Source organism: Bifidobacterium sp. LH_512 (assembly GCF_056356435.1).
Map to the genome: position 1 here is coordinate 206,958 of NZ_JBKEUE010000001.1, position 17,422 is coordinate 224,379.

A 17,422-nucleotide genomic window follows, 5' to 3' on the forward strand; every position below is an offset into this window, starting at 1 on the left:
CTGCCGCTGGTGGTTATGCCGGCCGTGTTCGAGGCGATGCTCGAACCGTTCCGGCGCTGGGCGAGCCTGCTGGAAAACGTCGCCCGCCTGCGCATGTTCACGGATTACACGTTGGATGAGGATGAGATCATCCGTCGCTGCGAAGATGCGGACGCGATCATTGTGATCGGCATCCATTGCAGCGACCGTGTTCTGAGCACGCTCGGCATACATGCGAAATGCTTCGCATTCGGCGGCACAGGCGTCGCCAGCTACATCAATCTTGACCTTGCCCGTGAAATGGGCGTTCGCGTATGCAATGTCGTGCATTACGGCGACCATGCCGTCGCCGAGCATACGATGGCGCTGCTGATGGAATTGACGCGCCGCGTCGGGCGTTTGGACGCACAGGTGCGGGCCGGTAACTGGGATGGCGAAGACGGCTTCGACTTGTACGGCAAAAAGCTTGCCATTATTGGTCTTGGCGGCATCGGCCAGACGGTCGCTCGCATCGCGAACGCTTACGGCATGCAGGTTTTCGCATGGAGCAGCAATGTTCCGCCGGAAGCGTTCGCCGCATGCGGCGCCACACCTGTCGACGATATGCGCGAACTGATCGCAAACGCTGATGTCGTCTCCGTACACATGCCGCTTTTGGAAGCCACGCGCGGCATCATCACCGCCGCTGACCTTGATGCAATGCGCTCCGGAACGCTGTTCATCAACACGGCCCGCGCCGAAGTCATCGAACCGGGTGCTTTGCTGAAGCGTCTGCAGCGCGGCGACATTCCTGCGGCGCTTGACGTGTACGAGCATGAGCCGCTTGCCGCCGACGATCCGCTCTGCGCCATCGACGGGCTTGTACTGACGCCACACGTCGCATGGCGCTCCGACGGTGCTTACGCTAATCTGACCAAGCAGGTCATTGAAGCTGTCGCCTCGTTCTTCCAAGGCGGCAACTACAACGCCGTCGTCTGAAAGGTGACCCCAACCCATGCGCACCATCATGAACGCCGCCGACCGGCCGGCGCACGACGCATTCGTCGAGAAGAAATCGGAATTCATCGGCGACGCCTGCCATATCGATTCCTTGGACGAGGCGCTCGCATTCGTTGAAACGATTCGCGAGCAGCATCCGAAGTCGCGTCATGTCGCCTATGCGGCGGTATGCGGCGGCGCCGACGGACGTCTGAGCGAGCGCATGAGCGATGATGGTGAGCCTTCCGGCACTGCTGGAAAGCCGATTCTTGATGTGATACGTGCCAATGATCTGACGGATTGCGTGGTTGCCGTCACTCGATATTTCGGTGGCATTTTGTTGGGGTCGGGCGGTTTGATTCGCGCATATTCGACTGGTGCGTCGATTGCGGTGAAAGCGGCTGAGATTGCGGCGATTGTGCCATGCCGACGGTATCGTGTGCGATTGGAATACACGCAGCTGGGCATGTTCCAGCAGATTCTGTCACGATGCGACGGCGAGCAGGCTGATGAACAGTACACTGATCGCATTGTGATGAGCGCGATTGTGCCGCAGGATGAATGCGATGATTTTGAGATGCGCGTGCGTGAAGCATTTAATGCATCTGTGACGCCGGACCCGCTCGACATGCTGAGCCGTCCGGTGAGGCTGTAGGGGATAAGGTGATGGTATGAGCGATACCAGCGAAATCAGTGAAAACGTGGCGGACGAGGTCGCAGTGAATGCGGCTGCTGCTGAGTCTGTCGAAAATGTTGCGGCTGTTGAGAATGCCGACAATGCCGCGCAATCGTCTGAGGAATCCGGACTGCCAAAGGCTTTCGAACCGCTGACTGTCACGTATGAGCGTCTCCGCCATTCGACCGATTCGGCTGAGCTTAGCGAATTCGCGCGTAGATCGTTGCCGGACCGCTCCGACCAGGCGGGATTCTCGCGTGCCACCGCATTGTTGGAGGCTGTCGCGGGCAACCCTCATACGCCGCTGGAAGATCGTATTTTCCTGGCGCAGACCATGCCGTTCCCGAATGTGCTGGTCAAACTGTCGGTCGACGAATCACCGGAAGTCCGCCGCGCGGTGGCTGCCAATACGGATGACAAAAACTGGCTGGTGGGGCGTCTGACGAAGGACGCTGATCACGAAACGCGCACCATTGCCTTGCATAACAAGCGCACATCGTGGAAAATGCGTCTGGAAGGCGCACAAAGTACGGAAACCGACGTTGAAACGCTTGATTTTCTGTCGAAATTGGGCGTCGAATTGGAGCCGGATGCTCCGGCGGTGTTGTCGTCGATGGTCCGTCGCGCGGTCGCGTTGAATCCGAACACTTCCGAGGAAACGCTTGCACGTTTGAAGGATGATGCGTCGGCCGAGGTTGCGAAGGCCGCGAACAGTCGTTGACGCGGAAGATTTCCGAATGAGTCGTCGACGTGTGTCTTAGGCGTGTGTTGCAGGCCGGGAACCGGTGACGTTTTGGCATACACTGTTTGTATGACAGAGAAGACCGAAAGTGAACGGCGTCTTGCCCGGCCATTGATTCGCCTTGCAAAGATGGCCGGTATTGCGACCAGCTATGTCGGCATGAGCCATGATTACCATGAAATCGAAGATGATGTTCTGGTGTCTGTCCTCGCGGCCTTGGGAATCGACGCCTCTGACGACAAGGAAATCGAAGATTCGTTGCAGTCGCTGTGTGACGAGCGTCATCAACGATTGGTCGCTCCCACCGTGCTGCATATCGTCGGCCATGACGATACCGTTTTGGTGAACACCGCCATCATGGAAGTGCCTTCGGCCACAATCACGTTGGAAAACGGCGAAGAGTATGAGGGCGATATCATCATCGGCCCAGGCGGCGGTGCTCAGGCTTTCGAAGTAAACGGCACGTTCATGGCTACGGCGGCCGTGCATCTTCCATCGGATTTGCCGGTCGGCTACCATACGCTGCACGTGCGTTCCGGATGGCGTACGCAGGATGCGACGTTGATCAGCGCTCCCGAAAAGGTCGACCTGCTCGATCCGATGAGGGAAGGGTCACTGTGGGGATGGATGAGCCAGCTGTATTCGATTCGCTCCGATAAGTCGTGGGGCGTGGGCGATTATCACGATTTGAAGGATCTGCTGGTTGAATCCAAGCGTAAGACCGGCGCTGATTTCATGTTGGTCAATCCGCTGCATGCCGCCGAGCCGGTCTCTCCTCTGACTCCGTCGCCATATTTGCCGGTATCTCGTCGTTTTGTGAATTTCACATATATTCGTCCTGAAGACGTCGACGAGTATGCGACGTTACCGGCTGAAGACAAAGCAGCGGTCGATGCGTTGCATAGTGATGTTGAACCGTTGAACGGCGATGCGCAGATTATTGATCGTGACGCGATGTGGCGTACGAAGATGCGTGCATTGTGGATGATTTACAAGGCCGGTCGCAGCCAGGCTCGTCAGGATGCGTTTGATGCTTACAAGCATTCGTGCGGTGACGAATTGGAAGCGTATGCCACATGGTGCTTGTGCTATGACAAGTTGGGCGCTCCGGATGGCGATGGCGAAAACGCCGGTTGGACGCAGAGTTTGACGAAGGATTCGCCTGAAGTCGCGCGTTTGCGTGAACAGTATCCGGATACGCTTGATTTTTATCGTTGGATGGAATGGATTGCCGTCGAACAGTTGAGCGATGCGCAGCAGGCCGCACGTGATGCCGGCATGCATATCGGCATTATGGCTGATATGGCGGTTGGCGTTCACCCGAGCGGCGCCGACGCATGGTGGTATCCGGAACGGTTCGCTCGTGGCGCCACTGTTGGCGCTCCGCCGGATATGTTCAACCAGCAAGGTCAGGATTGGAGCCAGCCTCCGCTGAATCCAATCGAATTGGAGCGTACTGGCTACAAGGTGTATCGCGATATGGTGCACGGCATGTTCGCCAGCGCCGGCGCAGTGCGCATCGACCATATTCTGGGCCTGTTCCGCCTGTGGTGGATTCCGTCCGGAAAGCCTGCAACCGAAGGTGCGTACGTGCACTACGATTCCGACATCATGCTCGGTATCCTTGCCATTGAATCCAGCCGTGCGAATGGCGTCGTCGTTGGCGAAGACCTTGGCGTCGTGCCGTCGTATGTCGCTCAATCCTTGTCGTCTCACGGCATCCTCGGGTGCGCTGTCGAATGGTTCGAACAGTGCGATGGCGTATTCCGCGCTCCGAAGGATTGGCGTCCATACGCGTTGGCTTCCGTCAACACGCATGATCTGCCGCCGGCAGCCGGATATTTGGAATACGAGCATGTCAAACTGCGTGAACGTCTAGGCCTGCTGACCGGTCCGGTTGAGGAATTCCAAGCATCTGCGACGGCGGAACATAATGCGATGCTCAATATGCTCGTCGAAAACGGCTATCTCGACAGGTCGATGCTTGACGACGAAATCGCCAACGAAGATGAGATTGTGGATGCGTTGTATCGCGGTCTGAAGGGATCGCCGTGCAAGCTGATGGCCGCTTCGATCGTTGACGCCGTAGGGGAGAAGCGTGCGCAGAACCAGCCGGGCACCAACAACGAATATCCGAATTGGCGTATTCCTTTGGCTGACGCCCATGGCGATGTCGTGCCGCTGGAGACGCTGTTCGATAATCCGCGTTTGCAGCGTATCGCAGGAATCATGCGCGGCTGATTGCCCCGCCCAACGCAATCCATTGTGCTGGAGATTTGTCCGCGTCGCGTGTGACGTCGCGGCTTGCCGAATGTCAAGGCAGGCGATACACTAATAGATTGTTGTGTTTCCCTACGGGGTCCTTCAAAGCGCTTTCCCACTCGCCATCGAGGACTTTCAGGGAGCCCACGGATAATGAGGCTTTACGATTCGCCTGAGCGAAGCTTCAACGCGAAGGCCATGTTGTTAAGCCCGGAACACAATGAATAGAAAAGGTACATCGTGAAAACTTTCACACCGAAGCCAGCTGATCTGACTCACGACTGGTACATTATCGACGCCTCTGACGTTGTGCTCGGCCGTCTCGCCAGCCAGGCTGCCATTCTGCTGCGCGGCAAGAACAAGCCGACCTTCGCTCCGCACGCTGATTCTGGCAACCACGTGATCATCATCAACGCCGACAAGATCGCTCTGACCGGCAACAAGATGGGCAAGGAACTGTACATGCACTCCGGTCGTCCGGGTGGCCTGCGTCGTGATACCTACGCCGAGCTGCTGAAGAACAAGCCGGAACGCATCATCACTGCTGCTATCAAGGGCATGATGCCGAAGAACCGTCTGTCCAAGGTGCAGCTGGGTCGTCTGCGCGTCTTCCGTGGCGCCGAACACCCGCACACTGCCCAGCAGCCGCAGGTCTTCGAGATCGCCCAGGTCTCGCAGCAGGGTAAGTGAACCGAAGGGAGATAGAGAAACATGGCTGAAAACACCAACAACTCCGCGGTTCTCGAAACCGAAGAGGAGCTCACCTCGTACACCACCGAAACCAACTCCGGTGCAGGCACCGGCACCTCCGCGATTGCTCCGGGCTACGGCACCGGCCGTCGCAAGGAAGCCGTCGCCCGCGTCCGTCTGGTTCCGGGCACCGGTAAGTGGAGCATCAATGGCCGTACCCTGGAAGAGTACTTCCCGGCCAAGCTGCTGCAGCGTGAAGTGAACTCCCCGATCGTGCTGCTCAAGCTCGAAGGCAAGTTCGACGCTATCGTCCTCGTTGACGGTGGCGGCACCACCGGCCAGGCCGGCGCCATCCGCTTGGGTGTTGCCCGCGCTTTGAACGCCATCGATCGTGATGCGAACCGCGCCGCCCTGAAGAAGGCCGGCTTCCTGACCCGCGACGCTCGCGTCGTGGAACGCAAGAAGGCTGGTCTGCACAAGGCACGTCGCGCTCCGCAGTTCTCGAAGCGCTAAAGCTTTACTGCTTATACGAAAAACCCTCGGATTCCCACCCGAGGGTTTTTCTTTACCCTTCCTTCCCTTCCCCTCGCCTTCCTAATCCGTCATACCGGTACCGATATGACGGATTAGGAAGCCTGGAAGCGCTACTGATCCGTTAAAACCACGGGGTTTTAACGGAATGCGGGGTTCTGGGGTGTTCAAACCGTTAAAACCACGTGGTTTTAACGAAATTGGATTGTGGGGTGCGGGTTGCGTCAGTATGTCATCTGACGCATGAGGTTGATGCTTAACGCAGGAATGGGGAATGTCTGCGCGGTGAATCCTGGGAATACATCGTTCGGCACCTTCGCCACTTCGTCATCAGTGTCTTTATCGTCATTACCCGCATCCTCATCGGCGTAATCACTATGCGTCACATAGTCGTCGCCATCGGCATTCGCCGTAGTCTTGCGGAGCTTTCCGGCTTTGCCGAGCTTGCCGAATTCGCCGGTTTCACCAGACTTTCCGCCCGTGCCAGCGTCGTTGCAAACCGTAGCGTCGCCGCCGGTGGCCGTGCCGTCATCGGAATCGCCTCCGTCCTCCTGCGGCAGCGGCGACACAATAATCGTGCCGTCCGCATCCGAAACCGGGCCAGCGGAAGACCACAAACACTCCCACAAACTATCCGAAGGCAAATGGAACGTCATATCCTGACGGGCGCCATTGACGACAATCAAAATATCGGCGTCCTCATTCGACACCAGTCGCATCACAAAACTGCGAATATTCGCATCGAACCAATCCTGCTCCATAGGCGTCGTCCCATCCGGCAAAAACCATTGCACACGACTCGACGGCTTCAACAATCCTAGCTGCGTCAAACGCGTGAAAAAATCCTCATGATGGAACTGGTCAAGCGATTTACGAATGGCAATCAGCTCGGCAGTCGTATCAGCACGGCGGCGCTGTGGCGAATCAGCAGGACCCAACAGCCACGACCAATCCAGCCAACTCGTGTCATTATCCTGGCAATAGGCATTGTTGTTGCCCTGCTGCGAATTGCCGAATTCGTCACCGGCCAACAGCATCGGCGTCCCCAACGACAACACCAGCATGCCGATCAGATTCATTGCGGCCCGTTCACGTTTCGCGTTGATCGCCGGATTATCGCTGGGGCCTTCCGCGCCAAAATTCGTCGAATAATTGATATTGCTGCCATCATTATTGTTTTCGCCATTCGGCATATTGTGTTTGCTTGCATACTGCGTTAAATCGGCAAGCGTGAAACCATCATGACAGGCTACATAATTGATGGATGCCGTCGCTCCACGCCCCGGATCGCTGGCGAACATATCGGCCGAACCGCACAGGCGCGTGGCGATTTCCTGCATGGTCACCGTGCCGCCGTCCGTAGGCGAATCCACATTGGTCAGCCAGAACGTGCGCGCCGTATCGCGGAAACGATCGTTCCATTCGCCGAACGGCAAGCCGAATTGGCCGGTACGCCAGCCTCGATCGCCCAAATCCCACGGTTCCATAATCAGTTTGAGATTGCCCAGCAGCAAATCGCTGCGCAGCGCGTATAAAAACGGATGATGCTTCGTGAACTCGCCATCAAGACGCGCCAACGTCGTCGCCAAATCAAAACGGAAACCGTCAATGCCGATACGTTTGGCCCAATATCGCAGCGAATCAACCGCAAACGTCACAACATGCGTATTCGTGAAATCCAAGGAATTGCCGCAACCCGTCGTATCTTGCAGCAATCCCTCATTACCTGGCTGCGAACGGTAATACGACAGCGAATCAAGCCCACGCCAGCAAACGGTCGGACCTTCAACGCCGCCTTCGCAGGTGTGGTTGTACACCACATCCATAATCACTTCAAAACCGGCCTCATGCAGCGCACGAACCATATCGATCACTTCACGTCGCACCGCGACGGCGCCGGCGGTCTGTGCGGCCTTCGTCGCATACGAGGGTTCGGGGGAGAAGTAATTCAACGTCGAATAACCCCAATAATTGGGGCGATTATGCTCCAACAGCATCGGCTCATCCTGCTTCGCCTGAATCGGCAGCAGTTCGATCGACGTCACGCCCAATTTCTGCAAATAGGCCAGCGTCCGCGGATGCGCGAGCCCCGCATACGTGCCGCGCAGCTCTTCCGGCAACCACGGAGCGTTCGCAGTGAACCCCTTCACATGCAGTTCGTAGATAACGGTTTTACTCCACGGAATATGCGGATGCGAAGGATCGTTATCATGCTTGGTGCTGTCACGATCATCTATCGCCACGGAAAGCGGCACGCAGCCCAGCGAATCCAATGTGCTTTTCGGTCCGAACGCCGAACCGCGAATCTTACGGTCGATGATGTCGCATTCATACGAAAATGCCGCCGGCACATAGTCGAGACGGCCTTCAATGCCTTTGCCGTACGGGTCAAGCAGGATTTTATACGGGTTGAAGCGCACGCCATGCTTCGGATCCCACGCCCCATCGACGCGGTAGCCGTATTGCATGCCGTCCCAGGCTTTCGGCAGATGCACATACCACAAGCCATAATTCGGCCCCTGCATGCGAAACAGCGTCTCGCGCAAGCCCAATGATTCAATAACGCGCGTCGCCACATGGTATTCGCGCAGATCACGCTCCCAATTATCGAAGGAATCATTTCGCAGACGAATCGCATCATTGTAGAAGGCCGTGGGCTTATCCAGCGGCTCGATGACGCTGAGCCAAACCTGATCGGCGGTTTCCGATCGGACCACGGCGTCCGCGCCGCCATCATCAGTGAAATAAAAGCCAGGGCGAGTGGCATAACGATGCAGCGATGGATTCTTCATAAACCCATTGTAGTTGCGGGCGCTTGGATTGCTTTGATTTGAAATGCTCCGATTTGAATTGCTTTATTTTGGAATATTTCAATTTGGATTGTTTCGGTTCGGAATACGGGAAATCGGCGAATCGACGCCGCCGCAATGTCGATCTGCGTCGATCTGCGTCGCAAACAATCCCAAAATCCGGCAAACATGCGCGCAGCCATATATTGCACTGCTGCATATCACACAGCTACACATTGTATGGTTGCATATTGTGCGGTCGCATGTTGCGTTGCGCAGTTACATATCGCACAACTCCTTCATATAATCGCCCAAACAATGCAATGCTGCGCCGATTGCATTCTGATCGTCGTCGCAGCGCCCGCGTCGCACCGCAAAATCTTCATCAAACATGCAATGCTCGCCAATACGTGCCTTCAACGTCGATAAATCCCCGTCGTCCAAAAATTGTGCCGCCTCGCCGCCGATAATCACGTCGCCTGCGATCACGGTACGCGTGTTGGCGATGGCCTGTCCCAAATATCGCATCCATTCGTCCATGCGTTCACGATGGTGCAATTCGCCCTGTTCAAGCACGCTGAAGAATCCCGGCAGGCTTTCACCGTCTTCCATCAGCACCTCGGGAGAACAGTAGGCGTCCATACAGCCGTGTTTGCCGCAGAAACAGGGGCGTCCTTGCGGCACGAGCGGCATATGACCGATAGCGCCATTGCGGCGCGTGTCGCCGGGGTACAGCGCGCCGTTGACGATAACCGCCGCGGTCGGCCGGCGATCAAGATATATGCAAAGCGCGTCGCGCAGTGTGCGGTCATGCCATAATTCCGCCGTCGCACACGCCTGTGCACTGCTGATAAGCGAGGCCGGAATCCTTACGGATTGCGCGATGGCACTAAGTTCGTGTGTCGCTTGCTGCCTGGTTTGCTGCGTGGCGTCAAGGTCGATTGCTGCCTCGCCGTTGGGCGTGACGATGCCGTCGACGGCGAATGCGACCGCGCTTACCGCGTTGCCCTGTTTTGTCAGTTCGGCTGCGAATTCGTTGATGATGCCACCAAGTCGCTGGTAGTAGGCGTTGTCGTTGCGGCATTGCATGGTGCGGCGGCGCTGCGCGATGACATTGCCGTTGAGATCGGGCGCGTACATCACGACGTCGGTTGCATGCATGGCCACGCCGATTGCGGTGTGATGCTTCGCGTTGAACGTATAGGCGCGCGCTTTGCGGCCTCCCGTCGACTCTTGCAATTCGCCTTCGTTGATGATGCCGACGTGCAGCAGTTCCTGCAGGTTCTGCGTAACCGTCGGCAGGCTCAGTCCAAGCCGATGGGCGATGACTTGTTTGGTTGCCGCGCCTTCAAGGGCGAGCAGCTTGATGACGGCGGCACGGTTATGGCGTTTGATTGATGGTGTTGTTGTCGGCATGGACGCTCCGTCGTTGTACGGACTCGTATAAGCAATATGTTGTTGCCTTCACTTAATTAAAGCAGCTTTATAAAAGTTGTCAAATATTTTTACTTTTACAAAATACTTTTATTTAAGTTTGATTGTCGATGTTCTTTTTATGTGTGAATAACGCTGAAAAAGTGAACAAAAGGTGTCAAATCGAGTAAAAATTATAATTTTTATGTCGAAAAGAACATAAAACGCACTTAAATCAAACAGAAAATAACATAAAACGCTGTATAAAATGACGTGATGCAAAAGATGGCGGTTTTCGCTAGATTGTGATTCAGGTCACACGTTGTGTGTCGCAAAGTCAGGCCGATAGGCGTGACATGCGTTTGATGCTTTGCAAAACCGCAAGATCGAGGAGGACTGCAAGTGGCAGAAGCAAAGAAGAACGTAGAGCCGGCAAAGCCGACCCCGGAAGAAAAGCTCGCGGCGGCTGAAGCCGAAGTCGACGCCCTGGTGCAGAAGGGCTTGAAGGCTCTCAAGGAATTTGAAAAGCTGGATCAGAAGCAGGTCGACCACATCGTCGCCAAGGCTTCCATCGCAGCGCTGAACAAGCATCTGGTTCTCGCCAAGATGGCCGTCGACGAAACCGGTCGTGGTCTGGTCGAAGATAAGGCCACTAAGAACATCTTCGCCTGCGAGCACGTCACCAACTATCTGGCAGGTCAGCGCACCGTCGGTGTCATCCGTGAAGACGACGTGATGGGCATCGACGAAATCGCCGAACCGGTCGGCGTCGTCGCCGGCGTCACCCCGGTCACCAACCCGACCTCCACCGCGATCTTCAAGTCCTTGATCGCGCTGAAGACCCGCTGCCCGATCATCTTCGGCTTCCACCCGTTCGCACAGAAGTGCTCTTCCGAAGCCGCTCGCATCGTTCGTGACGCCGCCATCGAAGCAGGCGCTCCGGCCGACTGCATCCAGTGGATCGAGCACCCGAGCATCGAAGCCACCGGCGCTCTTATGAAGCACCCCGGCATCGCCACCATCCTTGCGACCGGTGGTCCGGGCATGGTCAAGGCCGCGTACTCCTCCGGCAAGCCGGCTCTTGGCGTGGGCGCAGGCAACGCCCCGGCATATGTCGACAAGAACGTCGACATCGTGCGTGCCGCCAACGACCTGATTCTTTCGAAGCACTTCGACTACGGCATGATCTGCGCCACCGAGCAGGCCATCATCGCCCACAAGGACATCTACAACCAGCTGATTGCCGAGATGAAGCGCCGCAAGGCGTATTTCGTCAACGACGAAGAGAAGGCCAAGCTGGAACGGTACATGTTCGGCTGCACCGCTTACTCCGGCGGCACCCCGAAGCTCAATTCCATCGTCCCGGGCAAGTCCCCGCAGTACATCGCCAAGGCCGCGGGCTTCGAGGTCCCGGAAGACGCCACCATTCTTGCCGCGGAATGCAAGGAAGTCGGCGAAAACGAACCGCTGACCATGGAGAAGCTCGCTCCGGTCCAGGCCGTGTTGAAGGCCGACGACAAGGAAAGCGCCTTCGAAATGTGCGAGAAGATGCTCGTGCACGGCGCCGGCCACACCGCAGCCATCCACACCAACGATCAGGATCTCGTACGCGAATACGGTCTGCGCATGCACGCCTGCCGCATCATCTGGAACTCCCCGAGCTCCCTGGGTGGCGTGGGCGACATCTACAACGCCATCGCCCCGTCCCTCACCCTGGGTTGCGGCTCCTATGGCGGCAACTCCGTCTCCGGCAACGTTCAGGCTGTGAACCTCATCAACGTCAAGCGCATCGCGCGGAGGAACAACAATATGCAGTGGTTCAAGATTCCGGCCAAGACCTACTTCGAGCCGAACGCCATCAAGTACCTGCGTGACATGTACGGCATCGAAAGGGCCGTCATCGTGTGCGACAAGGTCATGGAACAGCTCGGCGTCATCGACAAGGTCATCGATCAGCTGCGTGCACGCGCCAACAACGTCACCTTCCGTATCATCGACTACGTCGAGCCGGAGCCGAGCGTCGAAACCGTCGAGCGCGGCGCCGAAATGATGCGCGAGGAGTTCGAGCCGGATACCATCATCGCCGTCGGTGGCGGTTCCCCGATGGATGCGGCCAAGATCATGTGGCTGCTCTACGAGCACCCGGAAATCTCCTTCTCCGACGTGCGCGAGAAGTTCTTCGATATCCGTAAGCGCGCCTTCAAGATCCCGCCGCTGGGCAAGAAGGCCAAGCTCGTGTGCATCCCGACCTCGTCCGGCACCGGCTCCGAAGTCACGCCGTTCGCTGTGATCACCGACCACAAAACCGGCTACAAGTACCCGATTACCGACTACGCGCTGACCCCGTCCGTGGCCATCGTCGATCCGGTTCTGGCCCGCACCCAGCCGCGTCGTCTCGCCAGTGACGCCGGCTTCGACGCCCTGACCCACTCCTTTGAAGCGTACGTTTCCGTGTATGCCAACGACTTCACCGACGGCATGGCGCTGCATGCAGCCAAGCTGATCTGGGACAACCTGGCCGAGGCGGTCAACGCCGAACCGGGCGAAGACAAGACCCGCGCCCAGGAGAAGATGCACAATGCCGCCACCATGGCGGGCATGGCCTTCGGCTCCGCCTTCCTCGGTATGTGCCACGGCATGGCCCACACCATCGGCGCGCTGTGCCACGTGGCTCATGGCCGTACCAACTCCATCCTGCTGCCGTATGTGATCCGCTACAACGGTTCCATCCCGGAAGAACCGACCAGCTGGCCGAAGTACAACAAGTACATCGCTCCGGAACGCTATCAGGAGCTCGCCAAGAACCTTGGCGTCGACCCGGGCAAGACCCCGGAGGATGGCGTCGAGAACCTGGCGAAGGCCGTCGAGGACTACCGCGACAACAAGCTCGGCATGAACAAGAGCTTCCAGGATTGCGGTGTGGACGAGGATTACTTCTGGTCCATCCTCGATCAGATCGGCATGCGCGCCTACGAAGATCAGTGCGCCCCGGCAAATCCGCGTATCCCGCAGATCGAGGATATGAAGGATATCGCCATCGCCGCCTACTACGGCGTTTCCCAGGCTGAAGGCCACCGCCTGCGCGTCGAGCGTCAGGGGGAAGCCGCAACCGAAGAGGCTTCCGAGCGCGTCTGAACAAGTCGCCAGCCGCTATCGTAGGTAGCCAATAAGAAGGCTGCGGGAATCCACCGGATTCCCGCAGCCTTCTTGTATCTCCGCACTCCCATTCTCTCCGCATCCCAAATCGTTAAAACCACGTGGTTATGACGTTTTTGTGGTGTTGTGGGTGTGGTTTTCGTTAAAACCACGTGGTTATGACGTTTTTGTGGTGTTGTGGGTGTGGTTTTCGTTAAAACCACGTGGTTATGACGTTTTTGTGGTGTTGTGGGTGTGGTTTTCATTAGAACCACGTGGTTTTAACGATTTGGACGGGGCGGGCCGAATAATCTTGCCCTTACCCATGCATCAAGCCCAGCCAAGGCGACACTGCAGCAATCGCAACGAACATCGCAATGCTGCTGACCACTTCAATCAATCCTGTAATCATCGGGCGAATTGTGCGATGCCTCGCAATCAGCGGCAATGCAATCGCACGAAGCAGCAGCCAGCATGACACGAGAATCCACAGCCGAGCAACATTCGCATACAGCACCGTCACTGTGCACGAAATCGCCAGCAATGCGACATGCCATCCAATGGACGCATATAAATAGAGGAGTTTGCCGCGCTCACGAATCATCGTTTTTACAAAAAGCACCGATCCGAATTGCGCCAGCGCAAACGCAATCGCAGCAATCCAAGCGTCGGGCGAAATGACGACAGCCATGCACGATGATGCCGATACGGCGACGGCATTTGCCCAAAGCGACCGCTCTTTGCGCAACCATGCCGCGGCGAATGACACCGCGGCGAACGCCATATATAAAGGAATCCAGTAGAGGATGCTTGGATTAAGGACGATGCTCGGGATGCCTGCAGCGACGAAAAGCGCGGAAAATGTGATAACAGGTGCCAAATATCGGCGGGCGCAATGTGATGCAATCCAGCGTGACGCAGTGAATTGGACGCAGTAACATAGCGCCCATGCTACAAGCAGCAGCAATGATTGCATTGTGCGGTTATATATAAGGATTGCCGCCAATGATGGAAACAGCGCCATCACCCACGCGCCAGGCTGAGACGGGATCCATTTTTTGATAGAAAAGCGTCGTTGTGTCATGGATACAGCGTACGAATTTTGTCATCGACATTCCAACGATTTTTGGCTATTTTTGCGCCTTATAGTGCGACACGCCCGAACTGATTAAGACCACCCCTGATGCTTTAATAAACAAGTTGCCTGATTCTAGGGCTCGCAAATTGGAATTAAAAAAGCGAGCGTGGCATGTGCTTCACGTGAGTGAACAACGCATGGCTGCGCACTGATGTGGTGTGACCACGAGTATGCCTCTGAAGGGGTGCATCTCGTCGGGTCGTCTCCGCCGGTGCCCTTTTTCAAGAAACAGGCTGGTAAACAGTAAATCGAATCGCTAGAAAGGGCGGAAGGCAATGGCGGGACAGAAAATCCGCATCAGGCTTAAGTCCTATGACCATGAGGTCATCGACCAATCGGCGAAGAAGATCGTCGAAACGGTGACGAACGCGGGCGCAACTGTGGTTGGCCCGGTTCCGCTCCCGACGGAGAAGAACGTCTTCTGTGTTATCCGTTCTCCTCACAAGTACAAGGATTCTCGCGAGCACTTCGAGATGCGCACCCACAAGCGCCTCATCGACATCGTGGACCCGACCCCGAAGGCCGTGGACTCCCTGATGCACATTGATCTGCCCGCAGATGTCAACATCGAGATCAAGCTGTAAGGGAGGAGGGAACCGCAATGTCGCACAATGCTAATCGCACCGCACTGCTGGGCAAGAAGCTCGGTATGTCGCAGGTTTGGGACGAGAACGGCTTCTTCGTGCCCGTCACTCTCGTTGAGGTGTCCACCAATGTGATCACCGCCGTCAAGACCGAAGAGACCGATGGCTACAAGGCCATCCAGCTCGGCTACGGTGTCGTTGATCCGACCAAGGTCACCAAGCCGCTCGCTGGCCACTTCGCCAAGGCTGGTGTCACCCCTCGTCGTCACCTCGCCGAGGTCCGCACCGAAAACGCTGAAGAGTACACTCCGGGGCAGGAACTGACCGCTGAACTCTTCCCGGAAGGCACCCTGGTCGACGTGACCGGTACCACCAAGGGTAAGGGCTTCGCCGGTACCATCAAGCGCTGGGGCTTCAAGTCCTACCGTCGTTCTCACGGTTCTCACAAGAACGAACGTCGTCCGGGTTCTGTCGGCGCATGCGCCACCCCGAGCCGTATTCTCAAGGGCAAGCGCATGGCTGGTCGCATGGGCCACGTCACCAACACTGCTCTGAACCTCGCCATCGTCTCGTCGGATGTCGAGAACGGCATTCTCGCCATCAAGGGCGCTATTCCGGGCCCGAAGGGTGGCATCGTTCTCGTTCGTTCGGCAGTGAAGGGAGCCTGATAAATCATGGCAAACGTTACTCTGAACGTCACCGACGCCAAGGGCCAGGCCGCGGGCTCCGTTGAAGCCCCCGCCGAGATCTTCGGCTTCTCCGCTGAAGAAGTTCAGGCTCATGTCCCGCTGATCCACCAGGTTGTCGTGGCTCAGCTCGCCGCTGCTCGCGCCGGCACCCACGCCACCAAGACCCGTGGCATGGTTTCCGGTGGCGGCAAGAAGCCGTGGAAGCAGAAGGGCACCGGTCGTGCTCGCCAAGGCTCCATCCGCGCTCCGCAGTGGTACCACGGCGGTGTCGTGCACGGCCCGCAGCCGCGCGATTACACCCAGCGCACCCCGAAGAAGATGAAGGCCGCCGCTCTCAAGTACGTGCTGTCTGATCGCTTCAACAACGGCCGCGTCGCCGTCGTGGACTTCGGCATCACCGAACCGTCCACCAAGGCTGCTGTCGCTGCGCTGAACCCGATCACCGCTGACAAGTTCACCACCGTCGTGCTTTCTCGCGACAACGTGAACGAATGGCTGTCCGTTCGCAACATCCCGACCGTTCACGTGCTGTTCGCTGATCAGCTGAACACCTACGATGTGGTCACCGCTCAGTATGTCGTCTTCTCCAAGGAAGGCTTCGAAGCTTTCCTCGAGGCGAAGGCCGAGCGCACGGCTAAGGAGGCCTGATTTTAATGGTCGCTATTCATAAGCCCGCATACGACGTTATCCTCAAGCCGGTTGTCTCCGAGAAGAGCTACGCCCTGTCCGATCGTGGCCAGTACACCTTCGTGGTGGCCCCGAACGCCAACAAGGTGCAGATCAAGCAGGCAATCGAAGAGATCTTCAAGGTCAAGGTGACGAACGTCAACACTCTCAACCGCCAGGGCAAGCGCGTGCGCACCCGCACCGGTTACGGCCAGCGTGTGAATCAGAAGCGCGCTATCGTGACCGTGGCTGAGGGCCAGACGATTGACATCTTCGGTAACTGAAGGTTAGCCGAGAAAAGTTAAAGGAAGACTAGATTATGGCTATCCGCGTTTATAAGCCGACGACTGCAGGCCGCCGTAACGCGTCCGTTTCGGACTTCTCCGATCTGACGCGCTCCACGCCTGAAAAGTCGCTGGTTCGCAAGCTCAGCAAGACTGGCGGTCGTAACTCTTACGGCCGCATGACTTCCCGCCACCGCGGCGGCGGTCACAAGCGCCAGTACCGTCTCATCGATTTCAAGCGTTGGGACAAGGACGGCGTGCCGGCAACGGTCGCTCACATCGAGTACGACCCAAACCGTTCCGCTCGCATCGCACTGCTGCACTACGCCGATGGTGAGAAGCGTTACATCATCGCTCCGGAAGGCATCAAGCAGGGCGACAAGATCGAAACCGGCGCCCAGGCCGATATCAAGCCGGGCAACAACCTGCCGCTGAAGAACATCCCGACCGGTACCGTGGTGCACGCCATCGAGCTGCGCCCGCTGGGCGGCGCCAAGATCGCCCGCTCCGCCGGTGCCGCTGTTCAGCTCGTGGCTAAGGATGGCGCTTACGCTCAGCTGCGTATGCCGTCCGGCGAAATCCGCAACGTGGACGCTCGCTGCCGCGCAACCGTCGGTGAGGTCGGCAACGCCGATCATGCCAACATCCAGCTCGGTAAGGCCGGTCGTGCACGTTGGATGGGCAAGCGCCCGATCACCCGTGGTGAATCCATGAACCCTGTCGATCACCCGCACGGCGGTCGTACCCGCGGTGGCAAGCCGCCGGTTTCTCCGTGGGGCAAGGGCGAGGTTCGTACCCGCCGTCCGAAGAAGGCTTCGAACAAGATGATTGTTCGTCGTCGTCCGAATGGTAAGAACCGTAAGTAA

At 57.3% G+C, this 17,422-nt stretch carries 15 protein-coding genes; 12 read left to right on the forward strand and 3 right to left on the reverse strand.

Features of this window, described 5'->3' with window-relative positions; all coding sequences use genetic code 11:
* Window positions 1–15 precede the first annotated feature (15 nt).
* From AC1AWD_RS00840 to rpsI, 6 genes are all read left to right on the forward strand, one after another.
* Complete coding sequence (locus AC1AWD_RS00840) at window positions 16–957, forward strand: D-2-hydroxyacid dehydrogenase family protein (RefSeq protein WP_476564506.1); 942 nt, start codon at window positions 16–18, stop codon at window positions 955–957.
* A gap of 16 nt (window positions 958–973) precedes the next feature.
* On the forward strand, window positions 974–1,612 hold the full coding sequence (locus tag AC1AWD_RS00845; protein WP_476563196.1) for an IMPACT family protein: 639 nt from the start codon (window positions 974–976) through the stop codon (window positions 1,610–1,612).
* Between the two features lie 16 nt (window positions 1,613–1,628).
* Entirely contained in the window at window positions 1,629–2,354 is a 726-nt protein-coding gene (locus AC1AWD_RS00850) for an AbrB family transcriptional regulator (RefSeq protein WP_476563197.1), read from the forward strand.
* A gap of 90 nt (window positions 2,355–2,444) precedes the next feature.
* Window positions 2,445–4,616: a 4-alpha-glucanotransferase gene (malQ, locus tag AC1AWD_RS00855; protein ID WP_476563198.1), complete on the forward strand. Its 2,172-nt coding sequence runs from the start codon at window positions 2,445–2,447 to the stop codon at window positions 4,614–4,616.
* 261 nt (window positions 4,617–4,877) lie between these two features.
* Window positions 4,878–5,327 (forward strand): 50S ribosomal protein L13, encoded by a 450-nt coding sequence (rplM, locus tag AC1AWD_RS00860; RefSeq protein ID WP_476563199.1) that lies wholly within the window; start codon window positions 4,878–4,880, stop codon window positions 5,325–5,327.
* Between the two features lie 21 nt (window positions 5,328–5,348).
* Complete coding sequence (gene rpsI / locus AC1AWD_RS00865; RefSeq protein WP_476563200.1) at window positions 5,349–5,840, forward strand: 30S ribosomal protein S9; 492 nt, start codon at window positions 5,349–5,351, stop codon at window positions 5,838–5,840.
* Window positions 5,841–6,082: 242 nt separating this feature from the next.
* On the opposite strand, the gene glgX is transcribed toward rpsI, so the two are convergent.
* Window positions 6,083–8,650, reverse strand: a complete 2,568-nt coding sequence (gene glgX, locus AC1AWD_RS00870; protein WP_476563201.1) for a glycogen debranching protein GlgX — start codon at window positions 8,648–8,650, stop codon at window positions 6,083–6,085.
* Window positions 8,651–8,926: 276 nt separating this feature from the next.
* Entirely contained in the window at window positions 8,927–10,063 is a 1,137-nt protein-coding gene (locus AC1AWD_RS00875) for an ROK family transcriptional regulator (protein WP_476563202.1), read from the reverse strand.
* Between the two features lie 399 nt (window positions 10,064–10,462).
* On the opposite strand from AC1AWD_RS00875, the gene adhE reads away from it, so the two are divergent.
* Window positions 10,463–13,195, forward strand: coding sequence for a bifunctional acetaldehyde-CoA/alcohol dehydrogenase (adhE, locus tag AC1AWD_RS00880; RefSeq protein WP_476563203.1), 2,733 nt, complete (start codon window positions 10,463–10,465; stop codon window positions 13,193–13,195).
* A gap of 319 nt (window positions 13,196–13,514) precedes the next feature.
* Here adhE and AC1AWD_RS00885 read toward each other — a convergent pair whose 3' ends face one another.
* Complete coding sequence (locus AC1AWD_RS00885; protein ID WP_476563204.1) at window positions 13,515–14,279, reverse strand: YwiC-like family protein; 765 nt, start codon at window positions 14,277–14,279, stop codon at window positions 13,515–13,517.
* Window positions 14,280–14,608: 329 nt separating this feature from the next.
* Here AC1AWD_RS00885 and rpsJ point away from each other — a divergent pair, with 329 nt between their 5' ends.
* The 5 genes from rpsJ to rplB are packed head-to-tail and all read left to right on the forward strand — an operon-like array spanning window position 14,609 to window position 17,422.
* A complete protein-coding gene (gene rpsJ / locus AC1AWD_RS00890) occupies window positions 14,609–14,917 on the forward strand; it encodes a 30S ribosomal protein S10 (protein ID WP_003827292.1) in 309 nt (102 codons plus the stop codon).
* Between the two features lie 17 nt (window positions 14,918–14,934).
* The gene (rplC, locus tag AC1AWD_RS00895) at window positions 14,935–15,585 is read left to right on the forward strand and encodes a 50S ribosomal protein L3 (protein WP_476563205.1); all 651 of its coding nucleotides are present in this window, start codon (window positions 14,935–14,937) and stop codon (window positions 15,583–15,585) included.
* A gap of 6 nt (window positions 15,586–15,591) precedes the next feature.
* The gene (rplD, locus tag AC1AWD_RS00900) at window positions 15,592–16,254 is read left to right on the forward strand and encodes a 50S ribosomal protein L4 (protein WP_476508812.1); all 663 of its coding nucleotides are present in this window, start codon (window positions 15,592–15,594) and stop codon (window positions 16,252–16,254) included.
* Window positions 16,255–16,259: 5 nt separating this feature from the next.
* A complete protein-coding gene (gene rplW, locus AC1AWD_RS00905; RefSeq protein ID WP_476563206.1) occupies window positions 16,260–16,556 on the forward strand; it encodes a 50S ribosomal protein L23 in 297 nt (98 codons plus the stop codon).
* 35 nt (window positions 16,557–16,591) lie between these two features.
* Window positions 16,592–17,422 (forward strand): 50S ribosomal protein L2, encoded by an 831-nt coding sequence (gene rplB / locus AC1AWD_RS00910; protein ID WP_476563207.1) that lies wholly within the window; start codon window positions 16,592–16,594, stop codon window positions 17,420–17,422.

What these genes read in the sequence shown, in the direction of transcription:
- glgX (WP_476563201.1), bottom strand. Translation starts at nt 8,650, where the DNA reads ATGAAGAATCCATCGCTGCATCGTTATGCCACTCGCCCTGGCTTTTAT.
- rpsJ (WP_003827292.1), top strand. Translation starts at nt 14,609, where the DNA reads ATGGCGGGACAGAAAATCCGCATCAGGCTTAAGTCCTATGACCATGAG.
- rplD (WP_476508812.1), top strand. Translation starts at nt 15,592, where the DNA reads ATGGCAAACGTTACTCTGAACGTCACCGACGCCAAGGGCCAGGCCGCG.
- rplB (WP_476563207.1), top strand. Translation starts at nt 16,592, where the DNA reads ATGGCTATCCGCGTTTATAAGCCGACGACTGCAGGCCGCCGTAACGCG.
- AC1AWD_RS00840 (WP_476564506.1), top strand. Translation starts at nt 16, where the DNA reads ATGCCGGCCGTGTTCGAGGCGATGCTCGAACCGTTCCGGCGCTGGGCG.
- rplC (WP_476563205.1), top strand. Translation starts at nt 14,935, where the DNA reads ATGTCGCACAATGCTAATCGCACCGCACTGCTGGGCAAGAAGCTCGGT.
- AC1AWD_RS00850 (WP_476563197.1), top strand. Translation starts at nt 1,629, where the DNA reads ATGAGCGATACCAGCGAAATCAGTGAAAACGTGGCGGACGAGGTCGCA.
- AC1AWD_RS00845 (WP_476563196.1), top strand. Translation starts at nt 974, where the DNA reads ATGCGCACCATCATGAACGCCGCCGACCGGCCGGCGCACGACGCATTC.
- AC1AWD_RS00875 (WP_476563202.1), bottom strand. Translation starts at nt 10,063, where the DNA reads ATGCCGACAACAACACCATCAATCAAACGCCATAACCGTGCCGCCGTC.
- rplW (WP_476563206.1), top strand. Translation starts at nt 16,260, where the DNA reads ATGGTCGCTATTCATAAGCCCGCATACGACGTTATCCTCAAGCCGGTT.
- malQ (WP_476563198.1), top strand. Translation starts at nt 2,445, where the DNA reads ATGACAGAGAAGACCGAAAGTGAACGGCGTCTTGCCCGGCCATTGATT.
- rpsI (WP_476563200.1), top strand. Translation starts at nt 5,349, where the DNA reads ATGGCTGAAAACACCAACAACTCCGCGGTTCTCGAAACCGAAGAGGAG.
- AC1AWD_RS00885 (WP_476563204.1), bottom strand. Translation starts at nt 14,279, where the DNA reads ATGACACAACGACGCTTTTCTATCAAAAAATGGATCCCGTCTCAGCCT.